The following is a 21510-nucleotide window of genomic DNA, read 5'->3' as shown; positions in this document are numbered from 1 at the left end:
TTTTGGAATCTAAAAGATTCTCTTTTAAAAACAACAAAATAAGGAAAACATAGAATGGCTAAGGGGCAATCTTTGCAAGATCCGTTCCTGAACGCATTACGTCGTGAAAGGGTTCCGGTCTCTATTTATCTCGTTAATGGCATCAAATTGCAGGGGCAAATTGAGTCTTTTGACCAATTTGTCATTTTATTAAAAAACACAGTTAGCCAGATGGTTTATAAACACGCTATCTCGACTGTTGTCCCTGCTCGCCCTGTTTCTCATCATAGCGGTACTGCGGGTAGCACTGGTAATGGTAATTACCATTCAGGTAACCCTGCAGCGCAAGATGGCGAAGTAACTGAGTAAGTTTGTACGCTAAAAGACAAGGAAAGCATGGGTAGGGAGACTGTACCTGTGTTTTTCCTTTGCAATTATTGTTTAGCCTAAGAGGTTACACCTTGTTTGATAGGTATGAAGGCGGTGAACTAGCTGTATTAGTCCATGTCTTTTTTTCTCAAGAGAAAGACGTTGATAATCTGGCAGAATTTGAGTCACTTGTGACATCTGCTGGGGTAAAACCAGTACAAATAGTCACGGGCAGTCGTAAAGCTCCTCATCCAAAGTTTTTTGTTGGAGAAGGTAAAGCAGAAGAAATTGCCCAAGCTGTTGAGGAAAGTGGTGCAGATGTGGTGTTGTTTAATCATACTCTAAGCCCTGCTCAAGAACGTAATCTCGAAAGGATTTGCCAATGTAAGGTGGTTGACCGTACAGGGGTAATTTTAGATATTTTTGCTCAACGCGCACGTACACACGAAGGTAAGCTTCAAGTTGAATTGGCTCAATTAAGGCATTTATCGACTCGCTTAGTGAGGGGATGGACGCACTTAGAGCGACAAAAAGGCGGGATTGGTTTACGAGGCCCCGGTGAAACTCAACTTGAAACTGACCGCCGGCTATTAAGAGATAAAATTAAACAAATCTTATCTCGTCTTAGTCGGGTGGAAAAACAGCGTGAACAAGGGCGTCAAGCGAGAAGTAAGGCAGATATCCCGACTATTTCGCTTGTCGGTTATACCAATGCTGGTAAGTCTAGCTTGTTTAACCGCATGACGGCCGCTGATGTTTATGCTGCTGACCAGTTATTTGCAACACTTGACCCAACACTTCGTCGTATTGATGTAGAAGATGTTGGTGTTGTCGTTCTTGCAGATACTGTGGGTTTTATCCGCCATTTACCCCATGATTTGGTTGCAGCTTTTAAAGCAACCCTGCAAGAAACACGTGAAGCAACGTTATTGCTGCACGTTATCGATGCAGCTGACAATCGCTTGGATGAAAATATTCATGCAGTTGAAAGTGTGTTAGAAGAAATCGAAGCGGATGAAATACCAACACTTTTAGTGATGAACAAAGTTGATATGCTGGAGGATTTTGTCCCGCGTATTGACAGAGATGAGGATAACAAGCCGGTTCGTGTCTGGGTTTCAGCGCAAACGGGTGATGGTATCCCATTGTTGCTACAGGCATTGACGGAACGTCTTTCAGGTGAAATCGCACATGTTGAATTGCGTTTACCACCGAATGAAGGCCGTTTACGTAGCCGTTTCTATCAACTTCAGTCAATCGAACGTGAATGGCAGGAAGAAGACGGCTCAATTGGCCTTGAGGTGCGTATGCCAATGGTGGATTGGCGGCGTCTGTGCAAACAAGAGCAGCAATTACCTGACTATGTTATTTAATCGCTTTGGTTATTAATAATGCTTTGGCCGTTAATAATTTGGCCGTTAATAATATAGTTAGGCAATGGAATTGATATTAAGAGCCCTATCGCTCTTAGCCCTGAAAATCAATCATAAAGAATGGAGCTAAAACATGGCGTGGAATCAGCCCGGTAATGACGGACAAGACCGCGATCCGTGGGGAAGCGGCAATAAAGGCGGCAACTCTGGCGGGAACAAAGGTGGTCGAAAACGTGGGGCTTATGATCTCGACGATCTCTTTCGTAAACTAGGCAGCAAGCTTGGTGGAAATAAAGGCGGCGGTGGTGATGGTGATAATAAACAACCATCACAAATCAGTGGCCGTTTAGGTATGTTAGCTCTTGCTGCTATCGTTGTTGTATGGGCAGGTTCAGGCTTCTACACCATCAAAGAAAGTGACCGTGGCGTAGTATTACGTTTTGGTGAATATAGTGGTGTTGTTGGGCCTGGTTTGAACTGGAAACCAACTTTCATTGATAGGGTCATTCCTGTCAACGTAGAAACCGTACGTGAACAAGCGACAAATGGCATGATGTTAACGTCAGATGAAAACGTGATCCGCGTTGAAATGAACGTTCAATATCGTGTTACCGACCCTGCGCAATATTTATTTAGTGTCACAAACCCAGACAATAGTCTGCGTCAGGCGCTAGATAGTGCTGTGCGTGGTGTAATCGGTCAGTCTGCGATGGAGCAAGTACTGACTACGAATCGTGCTTTTATCCGTGATGTTACACAAAAAGAGCTCGAAGCAACAATTGCACCATACAAGATGGGTATCACACTGCTTGACGTCAACTTCCAAGCAGCACGTCCACCTGAAGATGTTAAAGCGGCATTTGATGACGTAATCTCAGCAAGGGAAGAAGAACAAAAAACCATTCGTGAAGCGCACGCTTATCGAAATGAAGTTCTTCCACTGGCAAAAGGTAACGCACAACGCCTAATTGAAGAAGCTGAAGCGTATAAAGCGAGTGTGGTCTTCAAAGCAGAGGGTGAGGTGGCAAGTTTTGCGAAAATGTTACCTGAATATCGTGCTGCGCCAGAAATCACCCGTGAGCGTTTGTATATCGACACAATGGAGCGTGTGTTAAGTAATACACGTAAAGTGATTGCGAATGATAAGAGCAACAGCATGTTAGTGTTGCCGCTGGATCAAATCATGCGCGGTACAAATTCAGATGCGGCTTCAACGTCAAAAGCTAATCCGTCAGCAAGAATGGCGACGCCAAGCAATAGTTCGTCATCATCTGCTGCAACACCAGCACAGCCAAATAACGCTGTTCGTGGTGATGCTGTTAGAGTAGGGAGACAATAATCATGCGTAAATCGCTAATTGTTATCGTTATTGCCATCTTGGCAGTTGCATACGCATCTATCTTTATTGTTCCTCAAACTGACCGCGGTATCGTATTGCGTTTTGGTAAAGTTCTACGTGACTCTGAAAACAAACCGATCATTTATGAGCCGGGTCTGCATTTCAAAGTTCCATTTATTGAAACTGTGAAAATGTTGGATGCACGTATTCAGACTCTTGAAATTCAAGCTGACCGCTATCTGACAAGTGAAAACAAAGACTTAATGGTGGACTCCTACCTGAAATGGCGTGTTACTGATTTCAGTCGTTATTATGTAGCGACTGGCGGTGGTAATCCATTCCAAGCGGAAACACTGTTAAAACGTAAATTTAGTGACCGTTTACGTTCTGAGTTTGGTCGTTTAAGCGTTAAAGACATTATCACTGATTCACGTGGTCGTTTAACTGTTGATGTGCGTGATGCTTTGAACAAAGGTACTGCAATTGACGACTCAACAAAAGAAGCGGATGCAGCGATTGCGGATGCAGCAAAACGTGTTGAAGAGGAAACGAACCTGAAGCCACTGGTTGTGAATGCAAACAGTATGGCGGCGTTAGGTATCGAGGTTGTCGATGTACGTATTAAACGTATTGAGCTGCCAAACGAAGTTTCTGAAGCTATCTATGCGCGTATGCGTGCAGAACGTGAAGCAGTTGCACGTCAACATCGTTCACAAGGTCAAGAAGAAGCGACTAAGATCCGCGCTGTTGCAGATAAAACAGTAACAGAAACGTTGGCTGAAGCAGAACGTACTGCTCTAACTTACCGAGGTGAGGGTGATGCGATGGCAACGAAACTGTTTGCTGATGCATTCAACCAAGATCCAGAGTTCTATGCGTTTATTCGTAGCTTGCGTGCCTATGAGCAAAGCTTCAAGAGTGGTGAAGACGTGATGGTATTAAGCCCAGACACTGACTTCTTCCGCTTTATGAAGGCGCCAACTAAGCTTCGCGCGACAGATTAATAACAAGCTAAGTTGCGTGCAACCTAGCAAAATAACTGTTAATCTATTAAAGAAAAGCCCGCTTCGGTGGGCTTTTTTTCGCCTGTCGTTTTAAGTATAGGATTTTTCAGGGAAAATTTGAGCTGCTCAACTGATGGCATTCATTTTGAGTTTACGGCAGAAATAAAAAATACCATTTTACTTGCTTTCCAGAAAAAAATTTTTGTATTGCCAAAATATCACTGGAACAGTTCATTTTTGATGGTAGAATTCATTTTTAAGCAACCGAGTGTATTTCAAAATGGGTAAGAACGTTGTCGTACTGGGCACCCAATGGGGTGACGAAGGGAAGGGCAAGATCGTTGACTTGCTGACAGAGCGTGCTAAATATGTAGTTCGCTATCAGGGCGGCCATAATGCTGGCCATACTCTTGTTGTAAACGGTGAAAAAACCGTTCTCCACTTAATTCCATCCGGTATTCTTCGTGAAAATGTCATCAGCATTATTGCTAATGGTGTTGTTTTAGCGCCAGACGCATTAATGAAAGAGATGAAAGAATTGGAAGACCGCGGTGTTCCTGTTCGGGAACGTTTACGTCTTTCTGAAGCATGCCCACTGATCCTGCCTTATCATATCGCATTAGATAATGCGCGTGAAAAAGCTCGTGGTTCCAAAGCGATTGGGACAACAGGTCGTGGTATTGGTCCTGCTTATGAAGATAAAGTTGCACGTCGTGGTTTGCGCGTTGGTGATTTATTCGATAAAGCAACGTTTGCAGAAAAATTAAAAGAAATCGTTGAATACCACAACTTCCAACTTGTTCATTACTATAAAGAACCTGCTGTCGATTACCAAAAAACGTTAGATGATATTATGGCTGTGGCTGATATCCTAACTGGCATGGTAATTGATGTTTCTGATCTGCTCTATAAAGCAAATCAGAAGAATGAATTAGTGATGTTTGAAGGCGCACAAGGGACATTATTAGATATCGACCACGGTACTTATCCTTATGTAACTTCTTCAAATACGACTGCTGGCGGTGTGGCGACGGGTTCTGGTTTAGGTCCTCGCTATGTAAACTACGTATTAGGTATCATCAAAGCTTACTCAACACGTGTTGGTGCGGGCCCATTCCCTACTGAGCTGTTTGACGAAGTGGGTGAGTTCCTGCGTGAAAAAGGCCAAGAATTTGGTGCAACTACAGGCCGTAAACGCCGTACTGGTTGGTTAGATATCGTTGCGATTAATCGTGCGGTACAAATCAACTCACTGTCAGGCTTCTGTATGACTAAACTGGATGTTTTAGACGGTTTAGAAGAAGTCAAAATTTGTGTAGGCTACCGTCGTCCAGATGGTAAAGTGTTAGAAACAACACCTTTAGCTGCTGATGAGTGGGATGGTTTAGAGCCAGTTTATGAATCAATGCCAGGTTGGAAAGAAACAACTTTTGGTGTGAAACAAAGAGAATTACTGCCACAAGCAGCTCTGAATTACATCGAACGTGTTGAAGAACTAACGGGTATTCCAGTTGATATTATTTCAACGGGCCCAGATCGTTCAGAGACCATGATCCTGCGTGATCCATTTGATGTTGAGTAATAACACTGACTGCGCCTTAAACGGGCGCAGTTTTTTTACTGCTTTACCTCCTTCCAATATGTCGCTTCTTTGATAAAACAGTCAAAATTCCCCATAATGATTGAATTAAGTCACTTTTGTGTGCAAATTCTGTGCAATTAAATGCATATTTGACCTGTGTTATACGTTAAACTGTATTTAGCAACATATAATTTATTAGCATGCTATATTTTATTCAGAAAACTGAATGTGTTGGGTTAGAAATAGTAAATGTGAATTTTAAAAGAAGTCACATGTTTTTAGGCCACTGATTTGCGGCCAACAGCGTTATAGCTAAAATTTTGAGGTGATTGTGCAACTGACTAGTTTTACAGATTATGGGTTACGAGCTCTTATTTATCTGGCTTCTCTGGGTGAAGGGAAAATGACCAGTATTACTGAGGTCACCGAGGTCTACGGTGTATCTCGTAACCATATGGTAAAAATTATTAATCAGCTCAGTCACTTAGGTTATATTAAAGCCACTCGTGGCAAAAATGGCGGGATTACACTAGGACAACCAGCAGAATCAATTCGTATAGGGGACGTTGTTAGAGCATTAGAACCCCTGACTCTTGTTAATTGTAGTGGTGAGTTTTGCCACATTACACCTGCGTGTCGTTTAAAAGGTGTGCTACACCAAGCAATACAGCAGTTTTTACAAGAACTTGATCAATACACGCTGGCGGACATGGTGAAAGATAACAGCCCGCTCTATCAACTACTGCTTGATTAGCATTTGCGGTAGTTATGAATTCTGATGACAACGGAGGTAACGATGTCACAAGATCCTTTTCAGGAAAGAGAAGCAGAAAAATACGAGTCCCCAATTCCAAGTCGAGAATATATTCTTGACCTTATCTCGAAGCGTACTGCACCAGCTAACCGCGAAGAAATCGCACAATTATTGAATTTATCGACAGAAGATGAATTAGAGGCATTACGTCGTCGGTTAAGAGCCATGGAACGTGATGGTCAACTGGTCTTCACTCGCCGTCAGTGTTATGCCTTACCGGAGCGTTTAGACTTATTAAAAGGGAAAGTCATTGGTCACCGTGATGGTTACGGCTTCCTACGTGTTGATGGTAAAAAAGAAGATTACTATTTATCTCAAGATGAAATGAAACGCGCCATGCATGGCGACGTTATTTTGGCGCAACCTTATGGGCAAGATCGTAAAGGGCGTACAGAAGTTCGGGTTGTTCGTGTGTTAGAGCCGCGTAATAACCAAATTGTTGGTCGCTATTTTATCGAATCGGGGATGGGGTTTGTCGTACCGGATGATAGCCGTTTAAGCTTTGATATTTTGATACCGAAAGATCGTGTTCTTGGCGCTCGAATGGGTAATGTGGTGGTGGTTGAATTAGTCACTCGTCCACAACGTCGCTCGCAAGCGGTGGGGAATATCATTGAAGTATTAGGCGAAACAATGGGCACAGGTATGGCGGTGGAAATCGCTTTACGTACTCATGAAATCCCACATTCATGGCCACCACAAGTTGAAAAACAAGTCGCTGACCTAAGTGAACATGTCCCTGAGTCTGCGAAAAAAGGGCGCGTGGATTTACGCGACTTACCGTTAGTCACGATTGATGGTGAAGATGCTCGTGACTTTGATGATGCAGTGTACTGTGCACCGAAGAAAGGCGGTGGCTGGCGCTTGTGGGTGGCGATTGCGGATGTAAGCTATTATGTCCGCCCACAAACGGCTCTGGATACAGAAGCGCGTAGCCGCGGTAATTCGGTATATTTCCCATCTCAAGTCGTTCCTATGCTACCGGAAGTCTTATCGAACGGTCTGTGCTCACTTAACCCAGGTGTTGACCGCCTGTGTATGGTGTGTGAAATGACGGTGTCGGCATCTGGTAAGCTTTCTTCATACAAGTTCTATGAAGCGGTTATGAGTTCTCATGCAAGGTTAACTTATACAAAAGTATGGAAAATCTTGGAAGGAGACGAAGAACTGCGCGAGCACTATAAAGCGCTAGTGCCACATATTGAGCATTTGCATCAATTATATAAGGCACTTGATGCTGCACGTATTGAGCGTGGTGCGATTTCTTTTGAATCTGAAGAAGCGAAATTTATTTTTAATGCGGAGCGACGTATTGAAAGTATTGAGCCAGTAGAGCGCAATGATGCACATAAATTGATTGAAGAGTGCATGATTTTGGCTAACATTGCGGCGGCTCGGTTCGTTGAGAAAAATGAAGAGCCTGCATTGTACCGTGTGCATGACCGCCCTAAAGAAGAAAGCGTGATGAATTTACGCTCTGTTTTTAGTGAATTAGGGTTGACTCTGCCGGGCGGAATGAAGCCGGAGCCGAAAGATTATGCGCAGGTAATGAATGAAGTGGCTGAACGCCCTGATCATGAATTACTACAAACCATGATTTTACGATCAATGAAACAAGCGATTTATGATCCTGAAAATCGTGGTCACTTTGGTCTAGGTTTGAAATCGTATGCTCACTTTACATCACCAATTCGTCGTTACCCAGATCTGACGTTACACCGCGGGATAAAATATCTGCTGGCTAAAGAACATGGTCATTCAGATAAACGCTGGACGGAAACGGGTGGCTGGCATTCAGACATGGATAGCATGTTACAGCTTGGCGAGCACTGCTCAATGACTGAGCGCCGTGCTGATGAAGCAACACGTGATGTGGCTGACTGGCTGAAATGTGATTTCATGCAGGACCAAGTAGGCCAAACCTTTACAGGTTTAATTACCAGTGTGACCGGTTTTGGCTTCTTTGTTCGCCTTAATGATTTATTTATTGATGGTTTAGTGCATATTTCAACGTTGGATAATGACTACTATCGTTATGATGCGGTCGGTCAGCGTTTAATTGGTGAATCATCAGGTACCACTTACCGTCTTGGCGATGAAGTGGAAATTCGTGTTGAAGCGGTGCATATGGATGAACGCACCATCGATTTCGCATTAATTTCAACCACTCGTAAAGCGAAAAACCCGGGCAAAACGGCGCGGGACAAAATGAAGCAAGAAGTTAAAAATGCTACACGCCCAGCTCGTCGAAAAGCGGATGCGAGTAAAGATAAAAACTTCGAGCCTGATTCTGCATTTCGTCGTTCCGATAAAAAAGGAAAAAAAGCTGAGGCTAAGCCAGAGGCGAAAGGGAAAGGAAAAGGCAAAAAGCCTTCCGATAAAACCAGAAAAATTACAGCAAAATTAAAAGCTAAACGCGTTGCAAAAAAATCCCAAAAACAAGAGGGATAATGGTATTGCTGTAGTTATTAACCATCGTTATTAACCAAAGTGGCGCTAACACGCCACTTTACTATTTATTAATATAAATAAGAAATTTATGAGCGAAATGATTTATGGCATTCACGCAGTGAAAGCCTTACTTGAGCGTTCACCGCAACGCATTAAAGAAGTCTATATTTTGAAAGGTCGTGAAGACCGCCGATTAATGCCGCTGGTGCATGAAATCGAAGCGTTAGGTGTTGTTGTTCAAGTGGCGAACCGTCAATGGATGGATAGCCAAACCGAAGGCGCCGTTCACCAAGGTATCATTGCGAAAGTATTACCGGGTAAACAGTATCAAGAAGGTGATCTGCCTGATTTATTGGAGAACACATCATCGCCATTTTTATTAGTATTAGATGGCGTAACAGACCCACATAACTTAGGCGCGTGTTTACGTAGCGCTGATGCCGCTGGCGTTCATGCTGTGATTGTTCCTAAAGATAAATCTGCTCAGCTTAATGCAACCGCGAAAAAAGTGGCCTGTGGCGCGGCAGAAAATGTTCCACTTATTCGTGTGACGAATCTGGCAAGGACATTGCGTTTGCTACAAGAATACAATGTATGGATTGTGGGAACGGCGGGTGAAGCTGACCATAATTTATACCAAAGCAAATTAACCGGCTCGATAGCCTTAGTTATGGGAGCTGAAGGCGAAGGCATGCGCCGTTTAACTCGTGAGCACTGTGATGAGTTAATTAGTATTCCAATGGCGGGCTCTGTGTCATCATTAAATGTGTCAGTGGCGACAGGGGTTTGTTTATTTGAAGCGGTGCGTCAGCGCTTACCTGTTTCTGTAGAAAAATAATATTTAATGTAAAACGGTATCCATCTCTTGAGTTTTATCTCAGGGATGGGTATAGTTACGCGTCAATTTTTTAGCCGCACTCAATAAGTTCCTTGCCTCCGCGGGCCGCGGTTAACCCAGACAGGAGGCTAATAATCCGTAAGGAGCAACTACTAATGCGTCATTACGAAATCGTTTTTATGGTCCATCCTGACCAAAGCGAACAGGTTCCGGGCATGATCGAGCGTTACAGTGCTGTTATCACTAACGCACAAGGTCAGATTCACCGTCTGGAAGACTGGGGCCGCCGTCAACTGGCTTACCCAATCAATAAACTGCACAAAGCACACTATGTTCTTCTGAACGTAGAAGCGCCGCAGGAAGCGATTGATGAGCTGGAAACTAACTTCCGCTTCAACGATGCCGTTATCCGCAGCATGGTTATGCGCTTAAAACACGCAGTAACAGAAGCTTCTCCAATGGTCAAAGCTAAAGACGAACGTCGTGGCCGTGACATGTCTGATGAATATCAGGATGAAGAAGTAGAAGAAACTGGGGATTCTGAAGAGTAATTGCGCAGGTGACCACTAATCGTTTGGTGTTAACAGGCATAGTCTGTAAAGCATTGATTCGAAAAGTGAGTCCGTCAGGCATTCCTCATTGCCAGTTTGTTTTAGAACATCGTTCACAGCAGCTGGAAGCAGGACTGTCAAGGCAAGCATGGTGCAGAATGCCCATTATCGCCAGCGGACAAACCTTACAAGCCCATACTCACAGTATAACGGTCGGCAGTTGGATTACAGTAAGCGGTTTCATTAGTACCCATCAAGGGCGCAATGGGATCAGCAAGATTGTCCTCCATGCCGAGCAGATTGATTTGATAGATTCTGGAGACTAGCCATATGGCACGTTATTTCCGTCGTCGCAAGTTCTGCCGTTTCACAGCGGAAGGCGTTCAAGAGATCGACTATAAAGATATCGCAACGCTGAAAAACTATATCACTGAAAGTGGTAAAATTGTACCAAGCCGTATCACCGGTACTCGTGCAAAATATCAACGCCAGCTCGCTCGTGCTATCAAGCGCGCTCGCTACCTGTCTCTGTTACCATACACTGATCGTCATCAGTAATTGGTACAGTCCATTAACGACTAATAGAGGATAAGGTAATGCAAGTTATTCTGCTTGATAAAGTAGCTAACCTAGGTAGCCTGGGTGATCAGGTTAACGTTAAATCGGGCTATGCTCGTAACTTCTTAGTTCCACAGGGCAAAGCTGTTCCTGCGACTAAGAAAAACATCGAATTCTTCGAAGCTCGCCGCGCTGAACTGGAAGCTAAATTAGCTGACGTTCTGGCAGCAGCACAGGCTCGTGCAGCAGCTGTTACTGCTCTGGGTTCTGTAACTTTAGCTTCTAAAGCTGGTGACGAAGGTAAACTGTTCGGTTCAATCGGTACTCGTGATATCGCTGACGCAATTACTGCGGCTGGCGTTCAAATCGCGAAAAGCGAAGTTCGCCTGCCAAACGGCGTTCTGCGTACTACTGGTGACCACGAAGTTCACTTCCAGTTACACAGCGATGTTTTCGCAGAGCTGAACGTTATCATCGTTGCTGAGTAATCAATAATGATGATATGCATCACTGGGTTATCCATGATGCGAATAAAAACACCGGCTAAGTCCGGTGTTTTTTATTTTCTAGACAATATTTTTGTATTTATTGATTAGCTAAGCATTGGTAGTCGAGTAATTCACCCGCAGAACCTAAGTTCAAATCCCAAAAATTCAATCGGTTGGCAAGTAATATCTTAGAACCATCTTTAAGCTGTACCATTGCTAGGCCAAAATTACCCATTTTATCGTGATGCTTGATGACATATTCGTTTAGTTGATGAAACGAATTTTCTACATGGGGTGAGCCTTCCGGAAATTTTTTGGCTAAGTAATGATGACCCGCTAGTTTAGAAGATAAAGAAGCCCAATGTGTTGTTATTGTTGATGAAAGTTGATTAAGCGTTTCATTTATCTCAGGTTTTAAGCAGGCAATATGAATATGGAGTTGGTCTTGGGAGCGACCATATTGGGAGTTTACCGCAATGGCCAATAAATGTTCAGGAATTGGGTGGGTTGTTTGTTGTGACAAACTGCCCCTTTCTTGCCAAGCGATAGCAAAATAGTCGGGTGAGTTTTGTTCCAATAATTGGCTAGATTCTATCCCTGTGATCTTTTCAGTCGGGATAATTAAGTTGTGTAAAGGCCCTTTTTTATCTTTGAATAATACATAGTGTTTTTCCTGTTCCACTTTCAAGCAGGGCAGCGTTGTTGGAAGTAATGGAATACATTGAGTATTAACGATGTTCCACAGCGCATTTGAATTGATCTTGAACCATGAAATATAGCTAACAATCACGATAAGTAATAAAAGAGCCACACCTAAAAATACGTTAATCCATTTGCGCTTTAGCATGATAGTTTTTATCGCTTAACATGTTAGTGAGAGAGACTATTTATTATATATCGCTAAATTTATATATTGTTAAGCCAAGGTGGGGTAAATAGTGCAAATTCAGACTAAGTATTAGGGTAGCGGGATGCTACCCTAAAGTCGGTGTTTAAACTAAGGTGTACGGTAATAGCTTCCGTCACTTAACCGCGCGAAACTATAAGTTTTCCCATCAGAGCCAGTAGTTTCTAATAATTGAACTTCACCTTTTGTATTTGCTTTCAGACGAATTTTTTGCCCTTGGCGTAAATTACTCAGTGGTTTCTCAGCCCCTTCAACGCGAGCCATAATAAAAGCGTCATTGGCTTGTAAGTTATTATCACGAAAGAGTTGTGCGAGCGTCTTCCCTTTTTGTACTCGGTAGTTTTGCCATTCATTAGCAGAAGGGCGAGTTGTTTTGGGCTCAGGCGTTTTTTCTGGTGATGTTACCGTCGTAGGCTCATTAGGTTCAGGCTCAATAGGTTCTGGGATAATTTCGGGCTCAGTAGGTAAAAGAGGTGAATTATCTTCAGGTGCCGGCACGGGCTCTGGTATCGGCGGTGTAATAGTCGGTTCAGGCACAACCTCAGGGGTAGTAGGTGGTGGGATAACGATAGGCTGGTTTTGAACAATATCGCTGGGGGATTTTTCGCTTGCAGGCCAAAAAAAAGCGACCACGACAATTAAAGCGAGCAGTGCAATACCATAGCGATGAAATTTTGAAAGTTTAAACATCACTCCTCCTTGATGAGGCAATGAGTAAATTAGACCGTATTAATACGCATACTAGCACCCTTTTTAGGCTTTTTTAGCGTTGGGCTGAATTTTTCAGAGAACACTGAATAAATTTGTCGGGAATCAATCAGTTTTATTCTTTAGATTCATTGTTTGGGTTTACCCATAAGGATGGGGCTGCTATTCTTGGATTTTCTCAAAATCATATGGGTATTTTCATGGCAAACCAAAATTTCGATTCGGTAGAAGCTCAAGCGAGTTATGGCATAGGTTTACAAGTTGGGCAGCAATTATTAGAGTCAGGGCTAGAAGGTTTAGTGCCAAATGCAATTTTAGCAGGCCTCGTTGACGCTTTAGAAGGCAATATGCCATCGGTACCTGTTGAAACTCTGCACAAAGCATTGCGTGAAGTGCATGAGCGTGCCGACGCTGTTCGTGTATCCCGCCAGGCAGCATTAGCGGAAGAAGGCCAAAAATTCCTAGATGAAAACCAAAAACGTGATGGTGTTTCAACGACTGAGTCTGGCTTACAATTTTCAGTGATTAACCAAGGTGATGGTGCTATCCCATCTCGCTCAGACCGCGTACGTGTTCACTATACAGGGCGTTTAATTGATGGCTCTGTGTTTGATAGCTCAGTACAGCGTGGGCAGCCAGCAGAGTTTCCTGTAAGCGGCGTTATTCCAGGTTGGATTGAAGCATTGACCCTGATGCCAGTCGGCTCTAAATGGGAATTATATATCCCCCACCAATTAGCTTACGGTGAGCGTGGTGCTGGTGCATCAATCCCGCCATTCAGTACATTAGTATTTGAAGTTGAATTACTTGAAATTTTATAATTTCTGTTAGTTCAGTTCACAGTTAAAAAGCTTCATTGTCTTTGGACTTTGGGGCTTTTTTTATGGCGTTAATTTCACACAATTGCTACTCTTGCAGTAAAGGGTCATCAGAGAGGTGAATAATATGCTACAGCAAATTTGCGAATTAGCTCAAGAAGCGGGTTATGCGATTATGGAAACTTATAATGCGCAAGAACCTTTACAGGTTGAACACAAAAGTGATAATTCGCCTGTTACCGAGGCTGATATTGCCGCCCACAATGTGATTACCGCGGGCCTTGCTCGTATTGCTCCTGATATCCCCCAACTGTCTGAAGAAGATCCTCCTGAATGGCCAGTCAGGCAGAATTGGCAACGCTATTGGTTGATTGACCCATTGGATGGAACGAAAGAATTTATTAATCGTAATGGGGATTTTACGGTTAACATTGCCCTTATCGAGAACGGTGTACCAACGATGGGGGTAGTTTATGCCCCAGCGAAAGGGCTGCTGTACTACGCTGAAGGTAATCAGGCATGGAAGGAGGAGGGTGGCCATAAGCAACTTATTCATGTGAATGATGCCAAGCCTCCAGTTATTGTTATTAGCCGTTCCCATCAAGACAATGAATTAATGGATTATTTAAAACAAATGGGTGAACACACGACAGTAGAAATTGGTTCTTCACTCAAATTTTGTTTGGTTGCGGAAGGAAAAGCACAGCTTTACCCACGTTTTGGGCCTACAAATATTTGGGACACTGCAGCTGGACATGCGGTTGCCATTGGTGCAGGGGCAAAAGTCGTTGATTGGCATGGAAAAACGCTCGATTATACACCTCGAGAGTCTTTCTTAAATCCAGGTTTTCGGGTGATTTTATTCTAAACATCAATAAAGGTTGGGAAGTGATTTCCCAACCTAACTAATAACTAATTATCTAGTTGCAGCACTTTGGCAGTGGCTGTACGAATATCTAAACAGGCTTTTGCATCCGTTTTTAAGTCAATCCCATAGGTTGGAATGATGTCTTTTAAACGTGTTTCCCATCCATCGGCTTTGAGTTGCTCATCAAAACACGTTTTTAATACGTTTAGCGCAATAAATGCCGCTGTGGAGGCCCCCGGAGATGCTCCCATCAATACAGTAAATGATTTATCCGCACTAGTAATCAGTTCTGTACCAAACTCTAAAACCCCTTTTTTATCATGGTCAGGCTTAATAATTTGTACTCGTTGCCCTGCAACCACCTCTTTCCAATCCTCATGCTGTGCTTCTGGGTAGAATTGTTGCAGCATAGCAAATTGGTGAGCAGAAGTTTGCAGGACTTGGCCCACTAAGTATTCTGCGAGTGACCAGTTATCTTTCGCAACCGCAAGCATTGGTTCAATGTTATTCAATTTAACCGATTCAAACAGGTCTAAATAAGAGCCGTGCTTAAGGAATTTACTCGAAAAACCGGCATAAGGCCCGAATAATAGAGAACGTTTACCACCAATAATGCGAGTGTCCAAGTGTGGAACAGACATTGGTGGTGAGCCTTTGTCTGCTTTACCATAGACTTTTGCATGGTGGCGAGAGGCAATTTCTTCGTTATCGCAACGCAGCCAGATACCACTGACAGGGAATCCACCATACCCTTTTCCTTCAGGGATCCCTGATTTCTGTAGTAATTCGATTGCTCTACCGCCTGCACCAACAAACACAAACTTCGCTGAAGTCATTGTTTTCTCGTGCGTGAGTAGGTTTTTAACTTCAATATTCCATCTGCCATCGGCGGTTTTTTTAACATCGATGACTTCATGTTTATAGTGAATTGAAAAGCCGGACTGTTCGCTTAATTGTGCGATTAATAAATGCGTTAGCGCACCGTAATCGACATCAGCACCAGTATTAACACGGGTAACCGCAATCGCTTCTTTAGGGTCTCGACCTTCCATGATCAGAGGTGCCCACTCGTTGATCTGCTTTGGATCATCACTGTATTCCATGTTGTGGTAACAGTGGTGAGCAGACATCTGTTGGTAGCGTTGTTTCAAGAATTTTACATTGTCTTCACCCCAAACAAAGCTCATGTGTGGGCATGGGTGAATAAAGTCACGTGGGTCTTTAATTTTGCCTTTGGTGACCAGATAAGACCAAAGCTGACGAGAGAGATCGAATTCGGTATTGACTTCAAGGGCTTTACTGATGTCCACCGTACCATCTGGATTTGGTGGTGTATAGTTCATCTCACAGTTAGCGGCATGCCCTGTTCCCGCATTGTTCCACGGGTGGGAACTTTCTTGGGCACAGTCGTTTAGCCTTTCAAAAACGGCGATCGTCAGTGAAGGTTCAAGTTCTTTGAGAAATGTACCAAGCGTTGCACTCATGATCCCTGCACCTATGAGAGCAATATCGACATTCTCAGCAATGGGTTTGCTCATGATGCCCCCTATTTTTTTGTTGGAGTGAAGCAAAGATCGGTGCCTTCTTGATAGACAACATAAGCACGACGCCAAGGTTCATCACCAATAAGCCGCCATTTATGGCCTGTTCCTGTATTATCTTGCGCAAGTAAAATATCACCTGGGTTGATGATAAATTTAGAACCATCTTTGGTTTCGAATTCTAAAGTACCTGAAAGTGTAATGACATAGCGAGGAACTGGGTCTTGATGCCAATCAAAAGAGCCGCCAGAAACTGTTTCACGAAAGGTAAGCTCGTTGACTGCAATGGTAGGGGTTTGGTTATCGCCTCCTGCTATATTATTGAGCTCAAGAGTGCCCTCTTCAAATAGAGAATTTCCATCTTCTCCTGTCCACATACGAACGCAGCGTATCATTTTATTTAGCTCCTTAATCACCGACTGTAATGTATAACAATTATTTGATATTCATTGGATGCAAAAATAAGACTCTTAAAATGATGATATATAAAATTAATATTATTTGAATTTAAAGTTTTTTAGCGAGTAGGTCAAAGCTAAATATGTTTTATCTTGGCTTTATGATTTTATTTTTTAATTAAACAACAAAATAATAAAAGTTGATTGTCTTTTTATGATTTGTTTTATTTTTATCGTTCGTTTAATGACTGATAAAAAATAGGAGAGCTCACGATGACTTATTTTATCATTATGAGCTATAAGTATAGGATCAGCTTTTTAGAATAGAGTTTAGGGCGAGATATTGGATTAGCATAATGGTTTTACCATCAACTATTTCTCCCGTTCTTATCGCATCAACGGCTTTAGGGAAGGGCCACTCTAAAACTTCAATATCTTCCCCTTCTTCTTCAAGCCCACCACCTGCGTTACGACGATTATTATCGCTATATTCAGCAATGTAAAAGTGGAGTTTTTCGGTGACTGAACCAGGGCTCATAAAGGCTTCAAAAACTTTTTGAATTTTATCGACTTTAAAACCCGTTTCTTCTTCTGCTTCAGCAATAATACGAGCTTCTGGTGAGGCGTTTTCTAGTAAACCAGCGGCGGCTTCGATCAGAAAATCAGAATAGCCATTAACATAAACAGGCATACGAAATTGACGAATTAAAATAATGCTATTTTTTATTTTGTTATATAACAAAATAACGGCACCATTGCCTCTATCATAGACTTCGCGCTCTTGTTGTTGCCAACTACCATCTCGACGTTGTAACTCATAAGTATATTTTTTTAAAATATACCAATTATCTGAAAGCAGTTTCTCACGAATATTCCGTATGTTAGGGAGTTTTACAGTCATTAAGCAGCCTTAGTAACCAAAAATGATTTTGTTAATTTAGCACTGTTAATTTCTGTATGAAATAGGATTTAGATGGGACCTGCTTTAGAGCAGATCCCATTGTAAACTTGCGGGTTATTTAATTATTTGGATTTGTTTAACTTCGACTTCTCTTGAATTCCAGTCTTTATCAATTTTACCGCGAATTTCAACTTTATCTTTTGGTGTTACATTTATGCCATTCCAACGCTTTTCGCTGATTTCTAAATTAATAGTGCCAGTACCATCGGTGAATTCATAATGTTTATGGTCGAGTTGTTTAACGATATTCCCACGTAAAATAACCCAGCTGTCATCTGACATATCAAGTGCTTTTGCGACAGTCATTTCCCCACTATTTGGGCCGATGAAACCACCGGTTGGAGAGGTTTGGGCTGTTGTATTTGTGGCAGCGCCAGGGCCGTCAAACCCGCCATTTGCAGCGAAAACAGGTGCACTTGCGAGTGCAGCAACTAAAGCAATTACAGGTAATTTTTTCATCATCGGTATCTCCAAATTGGATGTAAACTTGTTTGTATGGAGGGTATTAAACCAAGTAAATCTTAACAGGATCTTAAGAAACTTAACTAACGAATTATATTTTTAATTTTGCCAATAATAGCTAGTCATATTATAGCTGATAGGATAAATATAATAATATTCTAATATGGGGGTAGATTATGCGAATTCTACTAATTGAAGATGACCGGTTAATTGGTGATGGCTTAAAAGTGGGCTTAACCCAATTAGGATTTACTATTGATTGGTTTATGGATGGTAAACAGGGACAACTCGCTTTATTTGATGCACCTTATGACGCTGTTGTACTCGATCTTTCGTTACCAAATATTGATGGAATGGATATTTTGAAGCATTGGCGTAAGGAGGGGCGTGATGAGCCAGTCTTGATTTTGACGGCACGGGATGCTTTGGATCAGCGTGTTCAAGGACTTCAACAAGGGGCTGATGATTATCTTTGTAAACCATTCGCTTTAATGGAAGTCATGGCGCGTTTGCAAGCGTTGATCCGCCGCCGAAGTGGGCAATTATCTTCTAAACTTACGCATGGTGATGTCGAAATGGATCCAGTTGCAATGACGGTGACACAGCAAGGTGAACCTGTACAACTAAAAGGGAAAGAGTTTGCTTTACTTTCTTTATTTATGCATAACCCAAATAAAGTTTTTTCTCGCCCTTTAATTGAAGAGAAATTATATAACTGGGATGAAGAGGTCTCTAGTAACTCTGTTGAGGTACATATCCATCATTTAAGGCGTAAATTAGGCAATAAGTTTATTCGAACCATTCATGGTGTTGGTTATCGATTAGGTGATGATAAATGATGAAGACATTTAGTCTTAGGCTAAAACTCACTTTAATGCTGCTCTTGTTAGCTTTACTGACATGGGGGATCGCCAGTTCGTTAGCGTGGTACCAAAGCTATAAAACGATTAATGAGCTGTTTGATACCCAGCAAATGGCGTTTGCTAAACGGTTATCTGTTTTACCATCAGGCTTTGAATTGAGCCAGCCTTCACTGACTAAAACCAAAAAACTATTGCGAAAGAACCGTGGCCATCAAGATGACGATGCACTGGCATTTGCTATTTTTACACCAGGCGGCGAAATGGTATTAAACGACGGTGATAACGGTAGAGACATCGTCTATCAATTTAAGCGAGAAGGGTTTAGCGATGGGATGATCCAAGGAAGTGACGACCCTTGGCGTTTTGTGTGGCTAAAATCTCAAGATGGTCGATATATCATTGCAGTAGGGCAAGAGTGGGAATACCGACAAGAAATGGCAACCGATATTATGGTTGCACAATTTATGCCTTGGTTGATTGCTTTGCCAATCATGTTATTACTATTTTTATGGCTGTTGACACGAGCTTTACGCCCATTGAAGGACGTAGCAAACCAGTTGTATCACCGAAAACCTGATGAACTAACCCCAGTACAAGTGACGCGAATTCCCAGTGAAGTAAGACCTATTATTGACTCTATGAATGTACTGTTTGGCCGTATTAATGAAATGTTTGCTCGTGAACGACAATTTACCTCGGATGCGGCTCATGAACTACGTAGCCCACTTGCAGCATTAAGGGTGCAGGCAGAAGTGGTACAAATTGCAGGGAATAATGCAGATATCCGTAATCATGCAGTGGCTAATTTATCGGAAGGTATTGATAGGGCGACAAGGCTCGTTGACCAACTACTGATGTTGTCTCGGTTAGAGTCATCCACGCAACTTGATGATATTACAGTTGTATCTTGGCCTGAGTTAATTGAAGCGGCGATAAAAGATGTAGAGCCGGAAGCTAAAGAGCAGCAAACAACGATAATAAATACTTTAGTTGCTAGCCCCCCTGATTTTCAAGGTCAGCCATTACTACTCAATGCGTTGCTGAGAAATTTGCTCAATAATGCAATACGTTATGGAAAAATAGAGGGGCGAGTGGAGATTATTTTGTATGCTGATCACTTTGAAATTCAAGATGATGGTAATGGCGTGACACCTGAAGTTTTACGGCGGTTAGGTGAGCGCTTCTATCGTCCGCCGGGACAAGAAAAAACTGGGAGTGGCTTAGGGCTCTCTATTGTTAAACGGATTGCGCAATTGCATCATTTACAAGTTATTTTTACTCATGGCGTTAATGGGGGCTTTTGTGCCAAAGTGTATTGGAATGAAACTAAAACGTGATAATAAGCACATTAATTATGATTGTTTATTAAAATAATAATCATAATTATGCATATTTAATGTAAGGGCATTTTAGCATAACTCACTATTTTTAACTCAAGTGAGATAGGGCTAACTACCTGTCGCGTGTGAGAAATTGTAGTGTGCGAAATTGCGCACACTACATACTAACTTAGTAACAGCAAAAGGTAGACGTTATTGGTTTAGTGATGAGACTAACAAACTAATGACTTTTTGAACTTCTTGGGTATTTAATTCACCATCTTTGAAAAACAACACTTTCCCTTGATTATCCAATACGATAATTGCTGAACTTTCTGGTTTCAAGCCCCATGCGTTCTTCACCGTACCTTCGCTATCAACAATAAATTGTGAATATGGAAACTCTTTTTTGCTATCTTCAACGCTGTTTTTCACAAATACACCCGTACCGAAAATTGCATCATCGGTATTAATGATTGTTGTTGTTTGATAGCTATCGTGAGGGAACTTGGCTTGCTTGATAGCCTCAACTAAGGGGGCATTGAGTTCTTTTGCTGAAGAACGGCCAGCAATGTGTTGGATAGTACGCACCTTTCCAACGAGCTGTTGGCTTTTCCACGGTTGATAATCCAATTTCCCGTCATTATTCATGACAAGCTCACCCTTGTCAGTGACAGAAACAGCAGGAACAGATTGGTTTAATTGAATATTTGCTGCAGAAGCTACTGCAGATACCCCAAGCAAGCATATTAAAAGTAAATAATTTTTTATCATAAAAGCCCCTTGATTGATTATTTTGCCATGTGAGCCTAGTGGTTTGTCTGCTGACTACTATTTATAGCATAGCTCATCGGATGAGTTACAAGAGGTAATTTAACATTTTTTTAAAATTTAGAATAAAAGCAAAGTTTATGGGGTTTTAACAGTTAATTTACAGTGTCATGTTATGTCAGTAAATTGAATAAAACTGCAATTTTAGAACCAAAATGAAAATTTCTGGTCTATGATTATTGTACGGTATGAGTTATTGAATATCGTAAGAACAAAGGGGAGGCAAAGTTCTAATGAAAATTTTTAACCGTTATAACCCATCTAAGATTGCTCTTTACGTCAAAACGCTATTCCGTGGCAGGCTCTATATTAAGGATTTTGGGGCATTTGAGTTTAACTATGGGAAAATTCTACCACCTAAAATCAGTGATAAGCGCCATTACAATGTGATGAGTGAGGTCAATAAACAGGTTTCATTATTGCAGGCAGAACTGGGGTAGGTTAATCAGCAGTTTTTGGTTAACAACGCGCCACATAGGTGGCGCATT

24 protein-coding genes are annotated in these 21510 nt (G+C 42.2%); 17 read left to right on the top strand and 7 right to left on the bottom strand.

Features of this window, described 5'->3' with window-relative positions:
• Positions 1 to 54: 54 nt before the first annotated feature.
• The 12 genes from hfq to rplI all read left to right on the top strand — a co-directional run bounded on the left by hfq (position 55) and on the right by rplI (position 11346).
• Entirely contained in the window at positions 55 to 348 is a 294-nt protein-coding gene (hfq, locus tag PR834_RS15290; protein WP_004906005.1) for an RNA chaperone Hfq, read from the top strand.
• 92 nt (positions 349 to 440) lie between these two features.
• Entirely contained in the window at positions 441 to 1721 is a 1281-nt protein-coding gene (gene hflX, locus PR834_RS15285) for a ribosome rescue GTPase HflX (protein WP_004906004.1), read from the top strand.
• 133 nt (positions 1722 to 1854) lie between these two features.
• Positions 1855 to 3060 carry an FtsH protease activity modulator HflK gene (hflK, locus tag PR834_RS15280; RefSeq protein ID WP_096864344.1) on the top strand — a complete coding sequence of 402 codons (1206 nt, stop codon included), beginning with the start codon at positions 1855 to 1857 and terminating at the stop codon, positions 3058 to 3060.
• Between the two features lie 2 nt (positions 3061 to 3062).
• Positions 3063 to 4064, top strand: a complete 1002-nt coding sequence (gene hflC, locus PR834_RS15275) for a protease modulator HflC (protein ID WP_004905999.1) — start codon at positions 3063 to 3065, stop codon at positions 4062 to 4064.
• 280 nt (positions 4065 to 4344) lie between these two features.
• Entirely contained in the window at positions 4345 to 5646 is a 1302-nt protein-coding gene (locus PR834_RS15270) for an adenylosuccinate synthase (protein WP_004905994.1), read from the top strand.
• Positions 5647 to 5977: 331 nt separating this feature from the next.
• The gene (gene nsrR / locus PR834_RS15265) at positions 5978 to 6400 is read left to right on the top strand and encodes a nitric oxide-sensing transcriptional repressor NsrR (RefSeq protein WP_004907407.1); all 423 of its coding nucleotides are present in this window, start codon (positions 5978 to 5980) and stop codon (positions 6398 to 6400) included.
• A gap of 42 nt (positions 6401 to 6442) precedes the next feature.
• Complete coding sequence (gene rnr, locus PR834_RS15260; protein ID WP_036958793.1) at positions 6443 to 8911, top strand: ribonuclease R; 2469 nt, start codon at positions 6443 to 6445, stop codon at positions 8909 to 8911.
• An 88-nt stretch (positions 8912 to 8999) separates the two neighbouring features.
• Positions 9000 to 9749, top strand: a complete 750-nt coding sequence (rlmB, locus tag PR834_RS15255) for a 23S rRNA (guanosine(2251)-2'-O)-methyltransferase RlmB (protein ID WP_004905989.1) — start codon at positions 9000 to 9002, stop codon at positions 9747 to 9749.
• Between the two features lie 155 nt (positions 9750 to 9904).
• Positions 9905 to 10300: a 30S ribosomal protein S6 gene (rpsF, locus tag PR834_RS15250; RefSeq protein ID WP_004905988.1), complete on the top strand. Its 396-nt coding sequence runs from the start codon at positions 9905 to 9907 to the stop codon at positions 10298 to 10300.
• A gap of 8 nt (positions 10301 to 10308) precedes the next feature.
• Positions 10309 to 10626, top strand: a complete 318-nt coding sequence (gene priB / locus PR834_RS15245) for a primosomal replication protein N (protein ID WP_136134037.1) — start codon at positions 10309 to 10311, stop codon at positions 10624 to 10626.
• A gap of 4 nt (positions 10627 to 10630) precedes the next feature.
• Entirely contained in the window at positions 10631 to 10858 is a 228-nt protein-coding gene (gene rpsR / locus PR834_RS15240) for a 30S ribosomal protein S18 (protein WP_000135199.1), read from the top strand.
• A 38-nt stretch (positions 10859 to 10896) separates the two neighbouring features.
• On the top strand, positions 10897 to 11346 hold the full coding sequence (gene rplI, locus PR834_RS15235; protein WP_004905983.1) for a 50S ribosomal protein L9: 450 nt from the start codon (positions 10897 to 10899) through the stop codon (positions 11344 to 11346).
• 97 nt (positions 11347 to 11443) lie between these two features.
• Here the strand turns inward: rplI and PR834_RS15230 are convergent, their stop codons facing one another.
• A complete protein-coding gene (locus PR834_RS15230; protein WP_272536759.1) occupies positions 11444 to 12193 on the bottom strand; it encodes a CDP-diacylglycerol diphosphatase in 750 nt (249 codons plus the stop codon).
• Positions 12194 to 12343: 150 nt separating this feature from the next.
• Complete coding sequence (locus tag PR834_RS15225; RefSeq protein WP_110591047.1) at positions 12344 to 12943, bottom strand: LysM-like peptidoglycan-binding domain-containing protein; 600 nt, start codon at positions 12941 to 12943, stop codon at positions 12344 to 12346.
• A 218-nt stretch (positions 12944 to 13161) separates the two neighbouring features.
• Between PR834_RS15225 and PR834_RS15220 the strand changes: the two genes are divergently transcribed.
• Positions 13162 to 13782, top strand: a complete 621-nt coding sequence (locus tag PR834_RS15220; RefSeq protein ID WP_004907421.1) for a peptidylprolyl isomerase — start codon at positions 13162 to 13164, stop codon at positions 13780 to 13782.
• A gap of 124 nt (positions 13783 to 13906) precedes the next feature.
• The gene (gene cysQ / locus PR834_RS15215; protein ID WP_004905978.1) at positions 13907 to 14647 is read left to right on the top strand and encodes a 3'(2'),5'-bisphosphate nucleotidase CysQ; all 741 of its coding nucleotides are present in this window, start codon (positions 13907 to 13909) and stop codon (positions 14645 to 14647) included.
• A 44-nt stretch (positions 14648 to 14691) separates the two neighbouring features.
• Here the strand turns inward: cysQ and mqo are convergent, their stop codons facing one another.
• The 4 genes from mqo to PR834_RS15195 form a co-directional block, all read right to left on the bottom strand.
• Positions 14692 to 16185, bottom strand: coding sequence for a malate dehydrogenase (quinone) (gene mqo / locus PR834_RS15210; protein ID WP_112308111.1), 1494 nt, complete (start codon positions 16183 to 16185; stop codon positions 14692 to 14694).
• Between the two features lie 8 nt (positions 16186 to 16193).
• Entirely contained in the window at positions 16194 to 16583 is a 390-nt protein-coding gene (locus PR834_RS15205; protein ID WP_036958789.1) for a cupin domain-containing protein, read from the bottom strand.
• 313 nt (positions 16584 to 16896) lie between these two features.
• Positions 16897 to 17487 (bottom strand): GDP-mannose pyrophosphatase NudK, encoded by a 591-nt coding sequence (nudK, locus tag PR834_RS15200; RefSeq protein WP_047756352.1) that lies wholly within the window; start codon positions 17485 to 17487, stop codon positions 16897 to 16899.
• 114 nt (positions 17488 to 17601) lie between these two features.
• The gene (locus PR834_RS15195; protein WP_036958838.1) at positions 17602 to 18006 is read right to left on the bottom strand and encodes a YgiW/YdeI family stress tolerance OB fold protein; all 405 of its coding nucleotides are present in this window, start codon (positions 18004 to 18006) and stop codon (positions 17602 to 17604) included.
• Between the two features lie 179 nt (positions 18007 to 18185).
• Between PR834_RS15195 and qseB the strand changes: the two genes are divergently transcribed.
• Together qseB and qseC are read left to right on the top strand one after the other, a co-directional pair.
• The gene (qseB, locus tag PR834_RS15190; RefSeq protein WP_004905970.1) at positions 18186 to 18848 is read left to right on the top strand and encodes a quorum sensing response regulator transcription factor QseB; all 663 of its coding nucleotides are present in this window, start codon (positions 18186 to 18188) and stop codon (positions 18846 to 18848) included.
• Positions 18848 to 20209 (top strand): quorum sensing histidine kinase QseC, encoded by a 1362-nt coding sequence (gene qseC / locus PR834_RS15185; RefSeq protein WP_196725063.1) that lies wholly within the window; start codon positions 18848 to 18850, stop codon positions 20207 to 20209. The genes qseB and qseC overlap by 1 nt, the downstream gene beginning before the upstream one ends.
• A 195-nt stretch (positions 20210 to 20404) precedes the next feature.
• On the opposite strand, the gene PR834_RS15180 is transcribed toward qseC, so the two are convergent.
• Positions 20405 to 20965 carry a YtfJ family protein gene (locus PR834_RS15180; RefSeq protein WP_110591050.1) on the bottom strand — a complete coding sequence of 187 codons (561 nt, stop codon included), beginning with the start codon at positions 20963 to 20965 and terminating at the stop codon, positions 20405 to 20407.
• A gap of 290 nt (positions 20966 to 21255) precedes the next feature.
• On the opposite strand from PR834_RS15180, the gene PR834_RS15175 reads away from it, so the two are divergent.
• On the top strand, positions 21256 to 21462 hold the full coding sequence (locus tag PR834_RS15175; RefSeq protein WP_004905964.1) for a DUF1107 domain-containing protein: 207 nt from the start codon (positions 21256 to 21258) through the stop codon (positions 21460 to 21462).
• Positions 21463 to 21510: the final 48 nt, after the last annotated feature.

Origin of the sequence: Providencia sp. PROV182, from assembly GCF_028480325.1 — a bacterium.
GTDB lineage: Bacteria > Pseudomonadota > Gammaproteobacteria > Enterobacterales > Enterobacteriaceae > Providencia > Providencia hangzhouensis.
This window is presented reverse-complemented; position numbering and strand designations above follow the sequence as displayed.